Source organism: Actinophytocola sp., from assembly GCF_045807065.1.
In the GTDB taxonomy this organism is placed as follows: domain Bacteria; phylum Actinomycetota; class Actinomycetes; order Mycobacteriales; family Pseudonocardiaceae; genus Actinophytocola.
This window is the reverse complement of record NZ_JBJMIE010000280.1, coordinates 1-18,287: the sequence shown is the minus strand read 5'-3', so window position 1 is coordinate 18,287 and position 18,287 is coordinate 1. Positions and strand designations below refer to the sequence as shown.

At 70.3% G+C, this 18,287-nt stretch carries 19 protein-coding genes and 1 pseudogene; 4 read left to right on the top strand and 16 right to left on the bottom strand.

The genetic code is table 11. From position 1 onward, the window contains the following. The 4 genes and pseudogenes from ACJ73U_RS16355 to ACJ73U_RS16340 form a co-directional block, all read right to left on the bottom strand. A pseudogene (locus ACJ73U_RS16355) lies at nt 1–823 on the bottom strand (hypothetical protein); the annotation flags it as partial. 90 nt (nt 824–913) lie between these two features. After that, complete coding sequence (locus tag ACJ73U_RS16350; RefSeq protein WP_407778481.1) at nt 914–1,243, bottom strand: hypothetical protein; 330 nt, start codon at nt 1,241–1,243, stop codon at nt 914–916. 38 nt (nt 1,244–1,281) lie between these two features. Then, on the bottom strand, nt 1,282–2,364 hold the full coding sequence (locus ACJ73U_RS16345) for an aspartate-semialdehyde dehydrogenase (RefSeq protein ID WP_407778480.1): 1,083 nt from the start codon (nt 2,362–2,364) through the stop codon (nt 1,282–1,284). After that, nucleotides 2,364–3,629 carry an aspartate kinase gene (locus ACJ73U_RS16340; RefSeq protein WP_407778479.1) on the bottom strand — a complete coding sequence of 422 codons (1,266 nt, stop codon included), beginning with the start codon at nt 3,627–3,629 and terminating at the stop codon, nt 2,364–2,366. Before ACJ73U_RS16340 ends, ACJ73U_RS16345 begins: the two co-directional genes overlap by 1 nt. A gap of 132 nt (nt 3,630–3,761) precedes the next feature. On the opposite strand from ACJ73U_RS16340, the gene ACJ73U_RS16335 reads away from it, so the two are divergent. Together ACJ73U_RS16335 and ACJ73U_RS16330 are read left to right on the top strand one after the other, a co-directional pair. Continuing rightward, entirely contained in the window at nt 3,762–4,976 is a 1,215-nt protein-coding gene (locus ACJ73U_RS16335) for a hypothetical protein (RefSeq protein WP_407778478.1), read from the top strand. Then, nucleotides 4,976–5,566: a nitroreductase family protein gene (locus ACJ73U_RS16330; RefSeq protein WP_407778477.1), complete on the top strand. Its 591-nt coding sequence runs from the start codon at nt 4,976–4,978 to the stop codon at nt 5,564–5,566. The genes ACJ73U_RS16335 and ACJ73U_RS16330 overlap by 1 nt, the downstream gene beginning before the upstream one ends. 179 nt (nt 5,567–5,745) lie before the next feature. Here the strand turns inward: ACJ73U_RS16330 and ACJ73U_RS16325 are convergent, their stop codons facing one another. From ACJ73U_RS16325 to ACJ73U_RS16305, 5 genes are all read right to left on the bottom strand, one after another. After that, nucleotides 5,746–6,537 (bottom strand): SDR family NAD(P)-dependent oxidoreductase, encoded by a 792-nt coding sequence (locus ACJ73U_RS16325; protein WP_407778476.1) that lies wholly within the window; start codon nt 6,535–6,537, stop codon nt 5,746–5,748. Beyond that, nucleotides 6,534–7,271: an SDR family oxidoreductase gene (locus ACJ73U_RS16320; protein ID WP_407778475.1), complete on the bottom strand. Its 738-nt coding sequence runs from the start codon at nt 7,269–7,271 to the stop codon at nt 6,534–6,536. The genes ACJ73U_RS16325 and ACJ73U_RS16320 overlap by 4 nt, the downstream gene beginning before the upstream one ends. Before the next feature lie 70 nt (nt 7,272–7,341). After that, entirely contained in the window at nt 7,342–7,926 is a 585-nt protein-coding gene (locus tag ACJ73U_RS16315; protein WP_407778474.1) for a transketolase family protein, read from the bottom strand. Then, nucleotides 7,923–8,114, bottom strand: coding sequence for a hypothetical protein (locus ACJ73U_RS16310; RefSeq protein ID WP_407778473.1), 192 nt, complete (start codon nt 8,112–8,114; stop codon nt 7,923–7,925). The genes ACJ73U_RS16315 and ACJ73U_RS16310 overlap by 4 nt, the downstream gene beginning before the upstream one ends. 127 nt (nt 8,115–8,241) lie before the next feature. After that, on the bottom strand, nt 8,242–9,393 hold the full coding sequence (locus ACJ73U_RS16305; RefSeq protein WP_407778472.1) for an acetyl-CoA C-acetyltransferase: 1,152 nt from the start codon (nt 9,391–9,393) through the stop codon (nt 8,242–8,244). A gap of 45 nt (nt 9,394–9,438) precedes the next feature. Between ACJ73U_RS16305 and ACJ73U_RS16300 the strand changes: the two genes are divergently transcribed. After that, nucleotides 9,439–10,062 carry a TetR/AcrR family transcriptional regulator gene (locus ACJ73U_RS16300; protein ID WP_407778471.1) on the top strand — a complete coding sequence of 208 codons (624 nt, stop codon included), beginning with the start codon at nt 9,439–9,441 and terminating at the stop codon, nt 10,060–10,062. On the opposite strand, the gene ACJ73U_RS16295 is transcribed toward ACJ73U_RS16300, so the two are convergent. The 3 genes from ACJ73U_RS16295 to ACJ73U_RS16285 all read right to left on the bottom strand — a co-directional run bounded on the left by ACJ73U_RS16295 (nt 10,040) and on the right by ACJ73U_RS16285 (nt 12,168). After that, on the bottom strand, nt 10,040–11,488 hold the full coding sequence (locus tag ACJ73U_RS16295) for a FadD3 family acyl-CoA ligase (RefSeq protein WP_407778470.1): 1,449 nt from the start codon (nt 11,486–11,488) through the stop codon (nt 10,040–10,042). The two genes, ACJ73U_RS16300 and ACJ73U_RS16295, sit on opposite strands and share 23 nt — an antisense overlap. Nucleotides 11,489–11,562: 74 nt before the next feature. Further along, nucleotides 11,563–11,862, bottom strand: a complete 300-nt coding sequence (locus ACJ73U_RS16290; protein WP_407778469.1) for a hypothetical protein — start codon at nt 11,860–11,862, stop codon at nt 11,563–11,565. A gap of 18 nt (nt 11,863–11,880) precedes the next feature. Continuing rightward, nucleotides 11,881–12,168: a hypothetical protein gene (locus ACJ73U_RS16285; RefSeq protein WP_407778468.1), complete on the bottom strand. Its 288-nt coding sequence runs from the start codon at nt 12,166–12,168 to the stop codon at nt 11,881–11,883. 240 nt (nt 12,169–12,408) lie between these two features. On the opposite strand from ACJ73U_RS16285, the gene leuA reads away from it, so the two are divergent. After that, complete coding sequence (leuA, locus tag ACJ73U_RS16280; RefSeq protein WP_407778467.1) at nt 12,409–14,199, top strand: 2-isopropylmalate synthase; 1,791 nt, start codon at nt 12,409–12,411, stop codon at nt 14,197–14,199. Nucleotides 14,200–14,352: 153 nt separating this feature from the next. Here the strand turns inward: leuA and ACJ73U_RS16275 are convergent, their stop codons facing one another. From ACJ73U_RS16275 to ACJ73U_RS16260, 4 genes are all read right to left on the bottom strand, one after another. After that, nucleotides 14,353–14,994, bottom strand: a complete 642-nt coding sequence (locus ACJ73U_RS16275) for an NAD(P)H-binding protein (protein WP_407778466.1) — start codon at nt 14,992–14,994, stop codon at nt 14,353–14,355. A gap of 3 nt (nt 14,995–14,997) precedes the next feature. Then, nucleotides 14,998–16,062, bottom strand: coding sequence for an ABC transporter ATP-binding protein (locus ACJ73U_RS16270; RefSeq protein ID WP_407778465.1), 1,065 nt, complete (start codon nt 16,060–16,062; stop codon nt 14,998–15,000). A gap of 9 nt (nt 16,063–16,071) precedes the next feature. Continuing rightward, a complete protein-coding gene (locus ACJ73U_RS16265; RefSeq protein WP_407778464.1) occupies nt 16,072–17,151 on the bottom strand; it encodes an ABC transporter ATP-binding protein in 1,080 nt (359 codons plus the stop codon). A gap of 73 nt (nt 17,152–17,224) precedes the next feature. After that, nucleotides 17,225–18,238 carry an ABC transporter permease gene (locus tag ACJ73U_RS16260; RefSeq protein WP_407778463.1) on the bottom strand — a complete coding sequence of 338 codons (1,014 nt, stop codon included), beginning with the start codon at nt 18,236–18,238 and terminating at the stop codon, nt 17,225–17,227. Nucleotides 18,239–18,287: the final 49 nt, after the last annotated feature.

The following is an 18,287-nucleotide window of genomic DNA, read 5'->3' as shown; positions in this document are numbered from 1 at the left end:
TGGCCACGCGGACGCGCCACTCCTCCGCGGTGAGCAGGCCGGTCTTCGAGTCCTGCGCGGCCTTCTCCTCCAGCTGTCGCATGAGGACGTTGCGGTGTAGGACGACGACCGGCAGCAGCATCAGCGCGACCAGCGCCGGCTGGGTCACCAGCACCACCGCGGTCGCGCCGCCGAGGCTGAGCGTGGCCAGCTCCAACGCGTTCTCCGCGCGCGTGCCGAAGGTCTGCCGCCACGGCCGGCCCGGGTGGTGCAGCTTGATCCCGACCGCGACGATGCCGCCGTTGATCGTCGTGTAGACGAACGCGGAGACGACGATGGCCAGCAGGACCAGGCCGCCGTGGTAGCCGTCGGTGAGGACGTTCGTCACACCGCACCACTTCATGACCGGCTCGACCGCGACACACGCCAGCACGATCGTGGTCGCCGAGTAGACGACCCGGTAGGCCGAGCGCCCCTGCACGCGCCACCAGACGCGCAGCCACAGGTGCAGGTAGATGATCACGGTCAGCCCGACGGCCAGGAACGCCGGCAGCACCACCGCGCCGGCGAACATCCAGACCGACGTCATGCTGATGTGCGGCCCGTCGGCGAGGTAGCGGCGCGCCTTCTCGGTGCGCAGCGAGAACTCCGTCTGCAGGCCCGCCGCGACGAGCAGGGCACCGAACCGCGCCCAGTCCGGTCCGGTCGCCGGCCCACCCGGGAACAGGACGACGAGCGCGACCGTGAACGCCTCGACGCCGAGGTACAAGGGCAGCACACCCCGAGGCGCGGCGGCGAGACCCCAGTCTTCCGGCCGGAGTGCCCGCGGTCGTGCTGCGGTCATGCTCTGTCGCTCCACGGTGTCGCTTCCCCCCGACCCGGCGCGGCAAAACATACCCGAAATGGACCTGCACCACCGGATTGGGCGAAAGCGTCAACCGATCGGGTGAATCCTTAGCTGTCCTCGGTCCAAAACCGTTGCAACCTCGCGATCGCCTCGTCCCGGCTCAGCGCCAAGCAGCCAGTCGCGCAACTGCTCGTCATCACTGATACTGATCAGTTGCACCAGGCCCCAGTTGTCCCGGTGGTTCGGCGCGTCCAGCAGGCGCTCCTGCCAGTCTTCCGCGTACTCACGCAAGGCATCGATCATCTCGTCGATCGCCTCGTCGAACGACGCCCCATCAGCAGCCACCGGCAACCCGGGCATGGAGACGAACCAGTGCGCAGGGTCCTCGGTGCAACGCTCGTAGCGAACACCAGACACCAAAGGATCTCCAGGGCAGCTTCGGCCGTCAGTCTCCACTACCGCGCGAGGGCTTCCGCGATCTCGTAGGTGTTCAGCGCCGCGCCCTTGCGGAGGTTGTCGCCGCAGACGAAGAAGTCCAGGGTGTTCGGGAAGTCCAGTGCCTGGCGGATGCGGCCCACGTACGTCGGGTCGCCGCCGACCACGTCCGCCGGGGTCGGGAAGACGCCGTTCTCCGGGTCGTCCATGAGGATCACCGACGGTTGGGCGGCGAAGACGTCGCGGGCCTGCTCGACGGTCACCTCACGGGCGAACGTCGCGTGGACGGCCAGCGAGTGCGTCGTCACCACCGGGACGCGGACGCAGGTCGCGGACACCTTCAGGTCCGGGATGCCCAGGATCTTGCGGGACTCGTTGCGGACCTTCAGCTCCTCGGAGAACCAGCCGTCGCCCTTGTACGAGCCCGCCGACGGGACGACGTTCAGCGCCAGTGGGGCCGGGAACGGGGACTCCGACAACGACAGTCCCGCCCCCTCCAGTGCCTCCCGGACGTCCCCGGCACGGACGCCGAGGCCCTTGCCCGCCACCGCGGCCAGCTCCGCGTACAGCCGTTCGACGCCGGCCACGCCCGCGCCCGACACCGCCTGGTAGGACGCCACGACCAGCTCGGTCAGCGTGAACGCGCGGTGCAGCGCGCCCAGCGCGGCCATCATGGACAGGGTCGTGCAGTTCGGGTTCGAGATGATGCCGCGCGGGCGGTCGGCGATCCTGTCGAGGTTGCACTCCGGGACGACCAGCGGCACGTCGTCGTCCATGCGGAACGCGCCCGAGTTGTCCACGACCACCGCGCCGCGGGACGCCGCGATCGGGGCCCACTCCGCCGACACCTCGTCCGGCACGTCGAACATGGCGATGTCCACGCCGTCGAAGGCCTCCGGGGACAGGGCGACCACCGTCAGCTCCTGGCCTCGCACGGTCAGGTGTCGCCCGGCCGAGCGCGGGGACGCGATCAGCCGCACCTCGCCCCACGGCCAGGACGGCCGCTCGTTCATGATGTCGATCATCACGGTGCCGACCGCGCCGGTGGCGCCGACCAGCGCCAGGCAGGGCCCCTGCGCGACATCCGCCCCCGAGGGAGCCATCAGCGACCACTCCCCGCGTACACCTGGGCGACCTCGTCGCCGCCGAGCCCGAAGGCGCTGTGGATGGCCTGGACGGCCTCATCGAGCTGGGTGTCCCTGATCAACACCGAGATGCGGATCTCCGAGGTGTTGATGATCTCGATGTTCACGCCCGCCTTCGCGAGGGCCTCACAGAACGTGGCGGTGACACCCGGGTGGGACCGCATGCCGGCGCCGACGAGTGACACCTTGCCGACGTGGTCGTCGTAGAGCACCGCCGTGAAGCCGAGCTCGTCCCGGATCTTCTCCAGCGTCGCCACCGCGGAGGGCCCGTTGTCCTTCGACAGGGTGAACGTGATGTCCGTGCGGCCGGAGACCGTGCTCGACACGTTCTGCAGCACCATGTCGATGTCGATCTCGGCGTCGGCGATCACCCGGAAGATCCGGGCCGCGATGCCGGCCTGGTCGGGCACGCCGGTGACGGTGACCTTGGCCTCGGAGCGGTCGTGCGCGACTCCGGTGATCATGGCCTGTTCCACGGGGATGTCCTCCGTTGAGCCGGTCACGATGGTGCCCGGCTTGTTGGTGTACGACGAGCGGACGTGGATGGTGACGCCGTAGCGGCGGGCGTACTCGACGCAGCGCAGCATCAGGACCTTCGCCCCGGACGCCGCCATCTCCAGCATCTCCTCGTACGGGACCCGGTCGAGCCGCCGCGCGTTGGCGACGATCCTCGGGTCCGCGGTGTACACGCCGTCCACGTCCGTGTAGATCTCGCACACGTCGGCGTCCAGCGCGGCGGCCAGCGCGACGGCGGTGGTGTCCGACCCGCCCCGGCCGAGCGTCGTGATGTCCTTGGTGTCCTGGCTCACGCCCTGGAAGCCGGCGACGAGGCAGATGTAGCCGCCGTCGAGCGCCTGCTGCACCCGGCTCGGGCTCACGTCGATGATCCGGGCCCGCCCGTGCGTCGAGTCGGTGATCACCCCGGCCTGCGAGCCGGTGAACGAGCGGGCCTCGGCACCCAGTGCGCTGATGGCCATCGCGACCAGCGCGTTCGAGATGCGCTCACCCGCGGTGAGCAGCATGTCCATCTCGCGCGACGGCGGGACCGGGTTGACCCGCTGCGCGAGGTCGAGCAGCTCGTCGGTGGTGTCGCCCATGGCGGAGCACACCACGACCACGTCGTTGCCGGCCTTGCGGGTCGCCACGATCCGCTCGGCCACCCGCTTGATCCGGTCCGCGTTCTCCAGCGATGAACCGCCGTACTTCTGGACCACGAGCGCCACTGGCAGCTACCTCCTCAAGCTCAAGGGGAGCCTAACTGAGAAGGCGAATCCTTTCCGTCGTGCGTGTGGCCCCCGCCACGTGCGCGAACGTCCGTCCTACTCTTAACGCGGGAACCGGCGGGAAGGATCGCGGTGTCGGCGACTGACGTCACGCGGGCCGAGGTGGAGGACCCCTCGGTCGACGTACCCGTGCGCCACGAGCCGAGGTGGACGGTCCACAGAGTCGGCTCGCTGCTCGCGCCCGCGCTGATCTTCCTCGGCATCCGCGAGCTGGGCCTGCTGGTGCTGACCTGGATGGCCAGCCGCAACTCCCACTCGGTGTCCGAGGCGCTGCGGTCGTGGGACGGCCAGTGGTTCCTGGCGATCGCCGGCGACGGGTACGACGGGGTGCCGGACGGCCTGGTCGACGCGTTCGGCCACCGCAGCGCCGAGACTCCGCTCGCGTTCTTCCCCGGCTACCCGATGGTCGTGCGGTGGTTCGCCGCCATCGACGGCCCGGGCGGGATCGGCCTGGTCACGTCGGCACTGACCGTGACGATCGCCTCAGGGGTCTTCTGCTCGTACGGCCTGGCCAGGCTGGGCACGAACATCCGCGGCGGCTCCCGACTCACCGGTTTGGTCCTGGTGGCGCTGTTCGCGGCGGCGCCGATGTCGGTCGTGCTGTCGATGGCGTACTCGGAGGCGATGTTCTGCGCGTTCGCCGTGTGGACGCTGGTCGGCGTGCTGGAGCGGCGGTGGCTGCTGGCCGGGTTGTGCTGTGCGCTGGCCGGCGTGGTCCGGTCGACGGGCGCGGCACTGGTGGTGGCGGTGTGCGTGGCCGCGCTGCTGGCCGTCATCGCGCGCCGGGACAGCTGGCGGCCGTGGGTCGGGGCGTTGCTGGCGCCGCTGGGGCTGCTCGGGTACCTGGGGTGGGTCGCGTACCGGACGGGCGAGTGGGACGGCTGGTTCGCGCTGCAGCAGCGTGGCTGGGACACGGGCTTCGACGGCGGCAAGGCGACGCTGCGGTTCTCGCTGGACGCGCTGGCGGACGCCCGGTCGGTGCTCGAGGTCGCGACGGTGTGGTTCCTCCTGCTGGCCATCGCGCTGCTGGTGGTCATGATCGTCCGGCGCGTCGAGTGGCCGCTGATCGCGTATGCCGCGGCCGTGCTGGTCATGGACCTGACGTCGAACGGGTTGATGAACTCGAAGGCACGGCTGATGCTGCCGGCGTTCACCCTGCTCGTCCCGGTCGCGGTGGGCCTCGCGCGACGGCGGCCGGGCACGTTCGTGACCGTGCTGTGCGGGGCGGCGGTGGCGAGCTCGTGGTTCGGGGCGTACGCACTGACGTCATGGGGGTATGCGATCTGATGGCCGACAGGGATGCCGAGACGAGCGTGCCCATCCACCCGCTGCTCGCGGCGCGGTGGAGCCCGCGGGCGCTGGACCCGGACGGCAAGGTGACCGACGAGCAGCTGCGGGCCGTGCTGGAGGCCGCGCGCTGGGCGCCGTCCAACGGCAACACACAACCGGCGCGGTTCCTCGTCGGGCGGCGCGGGGATGCCACCTTCGAGCGAATCTTCGAGCTGCTGTCCAAGCGGAACAAGGGCTGGGCGCACCCGGCGGCGGTGTTGCTGCTGGCGTGCGCGGCACTGGAGAACGAGAAGGGCGCGGTGCCCATGCCGGAGTACGGCGTCGGGCTGGCGGCCGAGAACCTGGTGTTGCAGGCGGTCGCGGAGGGGTTGGTCGCGCACCAGATGGGCGGGTTCAACAAGGAGGGCGCGAAGCTCGTGTTCTCGCTGCCGCCGGACGTGGAGCCGCAGGTGGTGATCGCACTGGGCACGCTCGGCTCACCGGACCTGCTGGACGAGGAACGCCGGGCGAAGGAGCTGGCCCCACGCCGACGCAAGCCCCTGAGTGAGATCGCCTTCACGGGCGAGTGGGGCAACCCGGCCTTCTGACCCGCGTGTCCAACGCCCAAAACCCGCGTGTCCAACGCACCGGACCACTGAGTTCAACAAATCGTGCATGCCGCATTTGTTGAACTCACGAGTTCGCGGCGTTGGACACGCGGGTCAGTACGGTTGGACACGCGGGTCGGTAGCGTTGGACACGCGGGTCGGTGGGGTGGGTTCAGCATTCAGGTGCCGTAGACCGGGACCTCTGGCGGTGTCTTCGCGATCAGTTCCGCCACTGCCGCGCCTACCTCCGTCACCGGCCAGCGGTTGCCGCGGTCGACCGACGGGCCGCGGTGGTGGCCCTGGACGACGCCGATCTTCCCGGCCTCCACCTCGAAGACCCGGCCCGTCACGCCCGCGGCCTCCTCGCTGCCCAGCCAGACCACCAGCGGCGCGATGTCCTCCGGGCCCGCCAGGTCCGGGAACAGCTCCTCGGTCATCCTGGTCCGGGCGGACGGGGCGATGGCGTTGACCGTCACGCCGTACCGGGCCAGTTCGGCCGCCGCCACCAGGGTCAGGCCCAGGATGCCGGCCTTCGCGGCCGAGTAGTTCGCCTGGCCGACGCTGCCGAACAGGCCCGCGCCCGAGCTGGTGTTGATCACCCGCCCGGACACCCGCTCGCCCGCCTTGGACCTGGCGCGCCAGTGTTCGGCCGCGTGCCGCGTGGTCAGGAAGTGGGCCTTGAGGTGCACCCGCACCACGTCGTCCCACTCCTGCTCGCTCGTCGACACCAGCATGCGGTCTCGCACGATGCCCGCGTTGTTGACGAGCACGTCCAGCCGGCCGTACTCCTCGATCGCCTTGTCCACCAGGGACTTGGCACCGTCCCAGGTGGACACGTCCGCGGTGTGGTCGCCGCCGTCCACGTCGTTGACGATCACCTGGGCGCCCTGCCGGCGGAACTCGTCGGCGTGGGCCGCGCCGATGCCCCGGGCGGCGCCCGTGATGACCACTACCCGGCCCTCGCAGATCATGTGACCTCCGCGTTCGACGCCGACAGGAAGGCGGGGCGCTCGCCGCCGCCGTGGACGGTCAGCGTGCTGCCCGTGATGTACGCGGCGGCCGGGGACGCCAGGAACAGGCAGGCCTCGGCCACGTCCGCCGGCGTTGCCATGCGGCCCATGGGGATCGTCCCGCCGACCGCGGCCACGCCGGCCTCGTCGCCGTAGTGCAGGTGCGACAGCTCGGTGTCGACCGGGCCGACCACGACCGTGTTGACCCGCACCTTCGGCGCCCACTCGACCGCGAGCGACGTGGCCAGGTTCGCCAGGCCGGCCTTCGCGGCACCGTAGGCCGCGGTGCCCGGAGACGGGCGGGTGCCGGACACGCTGCCGATCATCACGATGGCACCGCCCGAATCCTGTTGCTGCATCACGGCGTTGGCGCGCTGGGACACGTGCAGCGGCGCGAGCAGGTTCAGCTCGACGATCTTCTGGTGCAGCCGCGGAGACGCCGACGCGGCCGGCGCGGGCGGGGCGCCGCCGGCGTTGTTGACGACCACATCCAGGCGGCCGTACTCATCGACGATCCGCGACACCAGAGCGTCCACCTGGGACGGATCGCGCACGTCGGCCTGGACGTACGGCACCTCGGCGTCCACTTCGGACCGCCCGCACGTCACGACCCGCGCCCCGGCCTTCGTGAACGCACGCACGATGCCGAGCCCGACACCCCGCGTGCCACCCGTCACCAGGACGACGCCACTCACGAGGCCCTACCTTCCGAGTTGTCCACACCGACCGCGTTGTCCACAACCGGCCGGTAACCATTCGGGAATGTCAGCCCCCACCGGTGACGTCGTCGCCCGCGCGCAGTTCCATGGCTCTGCCGAGGACCGGTTTCTGGTCGCTCAGGGGGAGGGCCGGGTCGCGGCCCAGCCGGAGGTAGACCGGGCCGGGGAGGTGGGCTGTCGCGGTGACCAGGTGCGTGGTTTCGACGGCGTCCGCGGGTGTGAGCACGGTCATGTTCGGCAGGGTCCGCATCGCGGCCAGGTCGGTGCTCGCGTGGTGGGTCGGGCCGTAGTGGGCGGCGGAGAGACCGGAGTGGGTGGCCACGATCCGGACCGGCAGGTCGTGGTAGGCGATGTCGAGCTTGACCTGTTCCAGCGCCCGGGCGGACGCGAACGCCGCCATGGTGTTGGCGAAGGGCATGATGCCCGTGCTCGCCAGTGCCGCGGCGAAGGACATGAGGTTCGCCTCCGCGATGCCGACATCGACGTACTGGTCCGGCAGTTCGGCCTGGAACTGCTTCTCCAGGCCACCGGTGTCGGAGTCCAGGCACCAGACGCGGGGGTCGCGCCGGGCCAGCTCCAGGAGCGTGGCCCGGTACGCGGCCCGGTCGGACTCGAGTAAGCCACTGGTCATGCCGCTGCTCGCAATGCCGTGACGGCCCGCTCGTAGGCATCCGGGCCCAGCTTGGCGAAGTGGCTCTGCTTGCGGTGCTGGAGGTGCCGCACGCCCCGACCCTTGACCGTGTCGGCCAGCAACACGGTCGGGCCGTCGGACCGTGCCCACAGCGCCGGTAGACCGGCAAGGCGGGACGCTCCCGGCACAGGGTGGGGGTTGGGCATCGCGCGCGCGAGAACACGGCGGCACCTGATCGGCATTGCGCGTGCGAGAGCATGGCGCCATCCGGTCGGCTTCGCCGTGCGGTGGTGTTCGTTGATTCGCTCGCTTCGGTCACAGGCGTTCCAGGATCGTCACGTTGGCCTGGCCGCCGCCCTCGCACATGGTCTGCAGCCCGTAGCGGCCGCCGGTGCGTTCCAGGTTGCCGAGCAGGGTGGTCATGAGCCGCGCGCCCGTCGCGCCGAGGGGGTGCCCGAGGGCGATCGCACCGCCGGTCACGTTCACGATCGAAGGGTCGGCACCCGTCTCCCGCAGCCACGCCAGCACGACGCTGGCGAACGCCTCGTTGATCTCCACGAGCGAGATGTCCGAGATGGACAGTCCGGCGCGGGTCAGCGCGTACTCGGTCGCCGCGATGGGTGCGTCCAGCATGATCACCGGGTCGCCGCCGCGCGCCGACAGGTGGTGGATCCGCGCACGTGGCATGAGGTTGTGCTCCCGCACCACGCGTGCCGAGACGACCAGCAACGCCGCCGCGCCGTCGGAGATCTGGCTGGCCAGCGCCGCGGTGAGGCGGCCGTCCGGCGTCAGCGTCTTCAGGCCGGCCATCTTCTCCAGGCTGGTGTCCCGGCGCGGGCACTCGTCCACGGCCACCTCGCCGACCGGTGTGATCTCCGGGTCGAACCAGCCGTGGTCGATGGCCGCCAGCGCCCGCTCGTGGCTGCGCAGCGCGAACTCCTCCATCTCGGCCCGCGTGACGCCCCACTTCGCGGCGATCATCTCTGCGCCCCGGAACTGGGAGATCTCCTGGTCGCCGTAGCGCGCCCGCCAGCCGGGCGACGTCGAGAACGGGTCGGGGAACCCGTGCTCCCGGCCGGCGAGCATGGCCGCGGAGATGGGGATCGCGCTCATGTTCTGCACACCGCCCGCCACCACGACGTCCGCGGTGCCGGACATGACGGCCTGCGCCGCGAAGTGCACGGCCTGCTGGGACGAGCCGCACTGCCGGTCGACGGTCACGCCGGGCACCTCGGACGGCAGCCCGGCCACGAGCCAGCACGTCCGCGCGATGTCGCCGGCCTGCGGGCCGATCGTGTCGACGCACCCGAAGATCACGTCGTCCACCAGGGCGGGGTCAAGCGCGACGCGGTCGAAGAGCGCACGCAGGACGTGCGCGCCCAGGTCGGCCGGGTGCACGGCGGACAACCCGCCGCCGCGCCGGCCTACCGGTGTGCGGACCGCATCGACGATGAAGGCGTCAGCCACGGTGCTAGGCTACCAAGCTAGCGCTTGGGTGTGGGAGAGAGAAACATGACCGAATCGCGTGGCAAGCCCTCCGAACGCCGGGCCGACCTGGTGCGGATCGCGGCCGAGCTGTTCGCGGAGCGCGGCTACCGGGCCACCACCGTCCGCCACATCGGCGACGCGGCCGGCGTGCTGTCCGGCAGCCTCTACCACCACTTCGACTCGAAGGAGACGATCCTCGACGAGCTGCTCTCCAGCTACCTGGGCGAGCTGGTCGACACCTACCGCCGGATCTCGGGCGGCGAGCCGGTCACCGCGCTGCGCGGACTGGTCACCGAGGCGTTCCGGTCGCTCGGCGAGCACCGCGCGGCCATCACCGTGCTGCAGAACGAACGCAGCTACCTCCGCACGCTCCCCCGGTTCAACTACCTCACCAAGGCCGAGGAGGAGGTCCGGCGGATCTGGATCACCGTCCTGCGCGACGGCATCGACGCCGGCAGCTTCCGGGCGGACCTCGACCCGGAGGTCACCTACCGCTTCCTCCGCGACTCCGTGTGGGTCGCGGTGCGCTGGTTCCGCCCGGGTGGGCGGTTCACGCCCGAGGAGCTCGCCGACCACTACCTGCGAATCGTCCTCGACGGCATAACGAAACGGGACGCCGGGCCGGTCACGCGCGCAGCTGGAACTTGAGCACCTTGCCCGCGGCGTTGCGGGGCAGCTCGGCCAGGAACTCGACGTGCCGGGGCACCTTGAAGTTGGCCAGCACGCCCTTGCAGTACCCGATCACATCCGTAGTGGACAGTCCGGGACCACGGGTGACGACGAACGCCTTGCCCACCTCGCCGAGGCGTTCGTCGGGCACGCCCACGACCGCGGAGTCCGCCACGCCGGGCATCCTGGCCAGCGCCTGCTCGACCTCGGCCGGGTACACGTTGAAGCCGCCGCAGATGTACATGTCCTTGAGGCGGTCGGTGATCGTCAGGTAGCCCCGCTCGTCGACGCGGCCGACGTCGCCGGTGTGCAGCCAGCCGTCGGCGTCGATGGCCTCGGCGGTGGCCTCGGGGTCGTCGAGGTAGCCGAGCATGACGTTGGGGCCGCGCAGGAGGATCTCGTCACGTGCGCCGGTGCGCAGCTCGAAGCCGGCGGCCGGGCGGCCGCAGGTGGTCGCGACGGTGCGGGCGTCGTCGCCGGGGGTGCACATGGTCGCGACGACGGCCTCGGTCATGCCGTACGCGGTGAGGACCGTGCCGAACTCCGCCTGCATCCGCTCGACGAGCGCGACGGGCACGACGGCGGCACCGGTCACCGCCAGCCGGAGCGACTTCAGGTCGACCTCCGGCAGGTCCAGCATGGTCTGGAAGATCGTGGGGGCGCCGGGCATGACGCTGATCCGTTCGTCGTGGACCAGCCGGGCGGCCGCGGCGGCGTCGTACACGGCCTGCGGGACGATCGTCGCGCCGGTGAGCAGGCAGACGACGATGCCTGCCTTGTAGCCGAAGCTGTGGAAGAACGGGTTGATCACGAGGTACCGGTCCTCCGCGGTGACCTCGCCGCGTTCCGCCCACGCGCGGGCGACGGCCAGGACCTGGCGGTGCGCGCTCACCGCACCCTTGCTGCGCCCGGTGGTGCCGGCGGTGAAGAGGATGTCGCTGACGTCGTCGCCGCCCAGGGGTACGGCCACGTCGCGCGGTTCGAGTGGTCGCCAGGGCTGCGCCGGCGAGACCGGGAGGACGAGGTCGGGCACGCGGTGGCCGCCCGCCCGCAGCTCGGCCAGCCGGTCGCGGCCGAGGAAGTCGTCGGCGACCACGAGCGCCCTGGCGTGTGTGCGGTCGAGGAGGTCGGCGGTCTCGGTCGCGGTGAAGCGGGTGTTGACGGGGACGAGCGTCGCACCGGCGGACAGGGCACCGAGGGCCATGAGGACCCAGTGGTGCGTGTTGGGGGCGCAGACGGCGACCCGGTCGCCGGGCCGCACTCCGCCGTCGATGAACACTCCGGCGGCGCCCTGGACCTGCTCGTGCAGCTGGCGCCAGCTCATGCGCACGGGCCCGTCGACGAGTGCCTCGGCGGCACCGAACCGACGCGCGGCGTCCTCGACAGCGGCCGGGATCGTGTCCACCCGCTAACTAGAACACGTTCTATAAATTTGAGCAAGAATCGTTCTGGTCGGACCTCTGTCCACTTGGTGGCCAGTCAGCCAAGACGCCGGACCAGTCGTGACAAAACCGCTGTCGCGATGAGCCAGAAGATGGCCGCGAGGCCGTAGTTGACCAGCACCCGCAGCGTGGCGTTCTCCGGGGTGAAGAGATTCTTGAAGGCGAGCACGAGCCAGTCGGCCGTGGTCGCGAAGAACGTGGTGATGCCGTTGGCCGGGTTGGCGTTGCCCACGGTCAGCAGCACGTGGACGGCCAGGATCAGCGCGAACACCAACCCGACCCAGCGGACCACACCGGCAACGACTCCCACCATGCCCGACCGCGTAACAGTCGCCATGGTGGGAGTCTGTCACGTTTACCAGCGACCCACGAGTCGCGCGAGGATACCGGCCACGACCAGCCAGAACACCGCCGCGAGACCGTAGTTCACGATCACGTTGAGCTGGTAGTTGTCGATCGGGAACAAGCCGGGCCAGAAGAGGGCGAGCGGCTCGGCGAGCGACGAGATGAACTTGAAGAAGCCGTTGCTCGCACTCGCGCCGAACAGGATCAGCAGGATGTAGATGACCTCGATGAGCGCGAAGACCGCCCCCACGAGCGAGATAACACGTGCGGCCGTGCCGCTGGCGGTACGAGTAGTCATGACTGGGGGATGCCCGGCGGTCTATGTGACGAAACTCGCCTACCGGAGCAATCGTCGTAGGCCGTTCGGCCCACTATGTGGACGCCGCCTTCTTCTCCGCCCCACGGGGTGGCTAGGCTGTCGCCGTGGCGCGTGCTCTCCTGCTTCGGTGCCGCGACGGGGCCTGATCGGACCGGCTCCCCGCCGCGGGGCGAAGCCTTGCCGGTCTATCCAGTCACTGACCAGCAGGAGACTTCCCCCATGAGCATCCCCGACGTCCAACGTTCCGCCACCAGCAACATCCGGATGCCGTCCCGGCCGGCGCCCGCCGACCAGCCGTCGTGGAACACCCAGCGCGGCACGTCGATGCCGGTGCACCGCTACAAGCCGTTCGCGCAGGTCGTGGAGCCGATCACGCTGCCGGACCGCACCTGGCCGGACAAGGTGATCACCCGCGCGCCGCAGTGGTGCGCGGTCGACCTGCGCGACGGCAACCAGGCGCTGATCGACCCGATGTCCCCGGCCCGCAAGCGGCGCATGTTCGACCTGCTCGTCCGCATGGGCTACAAGGAGATCGAGGTCGGCTTCCCGGCGGCCTCGCAGACCGACTTCGACTTCGTCCGCGAGATCATCAACGACGGCGCGGTACCCGACGACGTGTCGATCCAGGTGCTGTCGCAGTGCCGGCCAGAGCTGATCGAGCGCACCTTCGAGGCGCTGCAGGGCGCCAACAAGGCGATCGTGCACATCTACAACTCGACCTCGATCCTGCAGCGGCGCGTGGTGTTCCGCGAGGAGCGCGAGGGCATCAAGAAGATCGCGACCTCCGCGGCCGAGATGGTGGCCGAGCTCGCCGGCAAGTACTCCGACACGGACTTCCGCTTCGAGTACTCCCCCGAGTCCTACACCGGCACCGAGCTGTCGTACGCCGCCGAGGTGTGCAACGCGGTCACCGAGATCTGGCGGCCGTCCGCGGACAAGCCGGTGATCATCAACCTGCCGGCCACCGTCGAGATGGCGACGCCGAACGTGTACGCCGACTCGATCGAGTGGATGAACCGCAACCTGGAGCGGCGGGACGCGGTCGTGCTGTCCCTGCACCCGCACAACGACCGCGGCACGGGTGTCGCGGCGGCGGAGCTGGGGTACCAGGCCGGCGCGGACCGGATCGAGGGGTGCCTGTTCGGCAACGGCGAGCGCACCGGCAACGTGTGCCTGGTGACGCTGGGCATGAACCTGTTCAGCCAGGGCATCGACCCGCAGATCGACTTCTCCGACATCGACGAGATCCGCCGGACCGTCGAGTACTGCAACCAGCTGCCGGTCGGCGAGCGCCACCCGTGGGGCGGCGACCTGGTGTTCACGGCGTTCTCCGGCTCGCACCAGGACGCCATCAACAAGGGCTTCGACGCGCTGCGGAACGAGGCGTCCCGCGCCGGGCACTCGGTGGACGACCACCCGTGGGAGGTGCCGTACCTGCCGATCGACCCGAAGGACGTCGGCCGGACGTACGAGGCCGTGATCCGGGTCAACTCGCAGTCCGGCAAGGGCGGCGTCGCGTACGTCATGAAGACCGAGCACCAGCTCGACCTGCCGCGTCGGCTGCAGATCGAGTTCTCGCAGGTCGTCCAGCGGTACACGGACAACGAGGGCGGCGAGGTGTCGCCGGCGCTGATGTGGTCGACGTTCGCGGCCGAGTACCTGGACCTGACCTCGCCGGTGGTGCTGCGCGAACACCGCATCGCCGACGACGGCCGCGGCCACGACGAGATCACCGCGGTCGTCGAGGTGGAGGGCGACCAGCACGAGATCAGCGGGGCCGGCAACGGTCCGCTCGCGGCCTTCGTGGACGCGCTGGCGTCGGTGGGCTACGACGTCCGGGTCCTCGACTACAGCGAGCACGCCCTGACCGCCGGGGACGACGCCCGGGCGGCGGCGTACGTGGAGTGCGCCATCGGTGAGCGCACGCTCTGGGGCGTGGGTGTCCACAGCTCGATCGTCACGGCCACGCTGCGTGCGGTGGTCTCGGCGATCAACCGCTTCTCCCGGTAGCCGACGCGCTGGGGGCGGGCCCGGCAACCCCTGACGAGACCCGCCCCCGTCCTCCCATGATCACCGACATGGCTGGAGGATCACTCAACCCGGGTTGGGGCCTCCGCACCCACTGCGCCTTCGCCGGAAGGCGGAAGGCGGGAGGCGGGCTGGTCAGGTGAGCGCGGCCAGGGCCGCGGCCACGGGCGTCGGCCCGCTGTGCACGTCGAAGCCCCGGTTCTCGGTGCGCGGCTCCAGCAGGCACGCGGCGAGCACCGCGGCGACGTCCTGGCGCGGGATGCGGCCGGCGTCGAGGTGACCGGCGACGGCGACCCGGTTCGTGGCCGGCTCGTCGGTCAGGGTGCCGGCCCGCACGACCGTCCACACCAGGCTCGACCGGACCAGGACGTTGTCGGAGATCTGCTTGGCGTCGAGGATCGAGCGCACCAGCCGGTCGCCCTGGTCCGGCGCGTCGGCGAACTGGGCGGAGAGCTGGATGTACCGGCGCACCGCCGCGCGTTCGGCCGCGCGCACCGCGGCGATGGCACCGTCGCGGTCGACCAGCGCCACCGCGGCCGGGTCGGGATCGGCGGCCCCGGCCACGTTGATCACGACGTCGGAGCCGGTGAACACGTCGACCAGTTCGGCCGGGTCGACGCACAGGTCCGCGATGACCGGCGCGGCCCCCAACCCGGCGACCGCCACCCGGCGACGCCCGTGGCGGACCCCGGCACGCACGGCATGTCCCTGCCGCACAAGCGAACGCACCAGGTGCCGCCCCGTCCGGCCGGACGACCCGAGCACGGTGACGACCATGCGTCAGGGCGTGGTGGCGGCGGCCGGCGGGGTCGTGGGCTCCGGCTGGTCCTGGTTCTCCGGGAAGTGGCACGCGACCTTGTGCCCCGGTGCCAGGTCCACGAGCGGCGGCTCCTCGATCGCGCAGATCTCCTGCGCCTTCCAGCACCTGGTGTGGAAGCGGCAGGCGCGCGGCGGGTTGACCGGGCTCGGCACGTCCCCGGTCAGACGGATGCGCTCGCGCTTGCGCCGGCGGGCGGTGTCGGGGATCGGCACGGCCGACAGCAGCGCGACCGTGTACGGGTGCATGGGCCGCTTGTACAGGCTCGCGCTCGGCGCCAGCTCGACGATCTTGCCGAGGTACATCACGGCGACGCGGTCGGAGACGTGGCGCACGACGGACAGGTCGTGCGCGATCATCACGTACGTCAGGTTCAGCTCGTTCTGCAGGTCCTCCAGCAGGTTCACCACCTGCGCCTGGATCGACACGTCGAGCGCGGACACCGGCTCGTCGGCCACGATCAACTTCGGGCGCAGCGCGAGGGTGCGTGCGATGCCGATGCGCTGGCGCTGCCCCCCGGAGAACTCGTGCGGGTACCGGTTGTAGTGCTCCGGGCTCAACCCGACCAGCTCGAGCAGGTCCTGCACGGCCCGCTTGACGCCGTGTTCGGTCTCCACGTTCTGCAGCTTGAACGGCGCGCCGACGATCGTGCCGACGGTGTGCCGCGGGTTGAGCGACGAGTACGGGTCCTGGAAGATCATCTGGATGTCGCGGCGCAGCGGGCGCATCTTCGCCATCGAGATGTGCGTGATGTCCTGGCCCTCGAACACGATCCGCCCGTCGGTCGGCTCCAGCAGCCGAGTGAGCAGCCGACCCGTGGTCGTCTTGCCGCAGCCGGACTCCCCCACCAGCGACAGCGTCTCACCCTTCACGACCGAGAAGTCCAGCCCGTCGACCGCCTGCACCGCGCCGATCCTGCGCTGCAGCAGGCCCCGGCGGATCGGGAAGTGCTTCTGCAGACCGGTGACCGACAGCAGCTCCTCCCTGGTGGGCTGCTCGGTTCCGGCCTCGCTCACGTCAGCGGTCACAACGTCCTCTCAGAGCTTCGGCTTGATCTCCGTGGTCCACAGCCGCAGGCGGTCGTCCGCGTCGAGGTGGCAGGCGATCCGGTGGCCACCGCCGACGTCGCGCAGCTCCGGGACCTCCGTCTCGCTCGCGCCGCCGTTCAGGTTGCCGAACGCGCAGCGCGGGTGGAACGGGCAGCCGGGCGGCACGTTGATCAGGCTCGGCGGGGTCCCCTTGATCGGCAGCAGGCGTTCCGAGCGTTCCCGGTCCAACCGCGGCATCGACCCCAGCAGGCCCCACGTGTACGGGTGCTGCGGCGCCTGGAAGATGTCGTCGGCCGTGGCGTACTCGACGCAGCGGCCCGCGTACATCACCAGGATGTCGTCCGCGAGCTCGGCCACCACCCCGAGGTCGTGGGTGATGATGATGACCGCCGAGTTGAACTCCTGCTGCAGGTCCCGGATCAGGTCGAGGATCTGCGCCTGCACGGTCACGTCCAGTGCGGTCGTCGGCTCGTCCGCGATCAGCAGCTCGGGGTCGCACGACAGCGCCATCGCGATCATCGCGCGCTGGCGCATGCCGCCGGAGAACTGGTGCGGGTAGTCGTCCACCCTGCCCTTGGGGTTCGGGATGCCCACCCGGTCGAGCATGTCGATCGCGTGCTTGCGGGCCACCGACTTGCTGACGTCGTGGTGGATCCGGTACGCCTCGACGATCTGCTGGCCGACCGTGTAGTACGGGTGCATGGCCGACAGCGGGTCCTGGAAGATCATCGCCATGTTCTTGCCGCGCAGCCGGCGAACCTCCTCGCGACCGGCGCCGATCAGGTTCCGCCCGTTCAGCAGGATCTCGCCGGAGAGCTTGGCGGTGCCCTGCTTGTGCAGACCCATGATCGACAGGCTGGTCACGCTCTTGCCGGAGCCCGACTCGCCCACGATGCCGAGCGTCTTGCCCCGCTCCAGCTGGAACGACAGCCCGTCGACCGACTTCACGACGCCGTCGTCGGTCGGGAAGTGCACCTTCAGGTCACGTACCTCGAGGAACGTCTCGCCCTCGACCGGCACCGGCCGGGGTTCCGGCGCGTCCAGGTAGTCCTCTGCCTGCGAGCTCACGACTCCCCCTCGCATGCTCCGGGGAGCCGCTCGCGGTCGCCCCGTGTCTGATGGTTCGCTCCACAAGCTCCGCTCACGATGCGCGCACCCTCGGGTCGACGACGGCGTACAGCAGGTCAACGATCAGGTTGGCCAGGATGATGAAGATGGCGCCGACCAGCGTGACCCCGAGCACCTTCGGCAGGTCCTGGTTGGTGATCGCGAGGACGGCGTACTGCCCGATGCCCGGCAGCGAGTAGGTGGTCTCGGTGAGGATCGCACCGCCGAGCAGCAGGCCGAGGTCCAGACCGAAGATCGTGAGGATCGGGGTGAGCGCGGACCGCAGGCCGTGCTTGACCACCACGGTCCGTTCCTTGAGGCCCTTCGCACGCGCGGTGCGGATGAAGTCCTCCTCCATGGTCTCCAGCATGCCCGCCCTGGTGAGCCGGGCGTACTGCGCCGCGTACAGCAGGGCGAGCGTGATCCACGGCAGGATCAGCGCGGCCGCCCAGTCGAACGGGTTGTCCTGTTTCACCGGGTTGGTGCCGCCGGGCGGTGTCCAGCCCAGGGCGTAGCTGAAGATCGACAACGACAGCAGGCCGGTGAAGAAGATGGGCAGTGACACACCGGCCAGTGCGACGCCCATCGCGGCCCGGTCGAAGATGCTGCCCCGTTTCAGCGCCGACACCACCCCGGTCGCGACGCCGCCGACCAGCCAGAGCACCGCGGCCCCGGAGGCCAGCGACAGGGTCACCGGCAGGCGGTCGAGCAGATCGGGCAGCACGGGATTGCGCGTGATGAACGAGTAGCCGAAGCAGGGCGCCGGGCAGTGGTCCTTGTTGACGCCGGTGTCGTAGTCCGCCCCGACGAACAACCCCTTGATGAACCGCCCGTACTGCTCGTACAGCGGATCGGTGAACCCGAGCCGCTCGGCCGTGGTGTGGATCTGCTGCGCGTTGGCCGTCTTGCCGACGTACCGCGAGGCGAGGTCCTCCGGTGTCGCGCCACCCAGTTTGGGCACGCCGAAGAAGATCAGGAAGGTGATCGCGGTGACCACGAAGAGCAGCAGGACGGCCGCGATCAGCCGCCGAACGATGTAAACAACCACGTTTGTGGCTGTGGCGACCGGTGGGGCGCGGGGTCGTCACCCCCGGCCC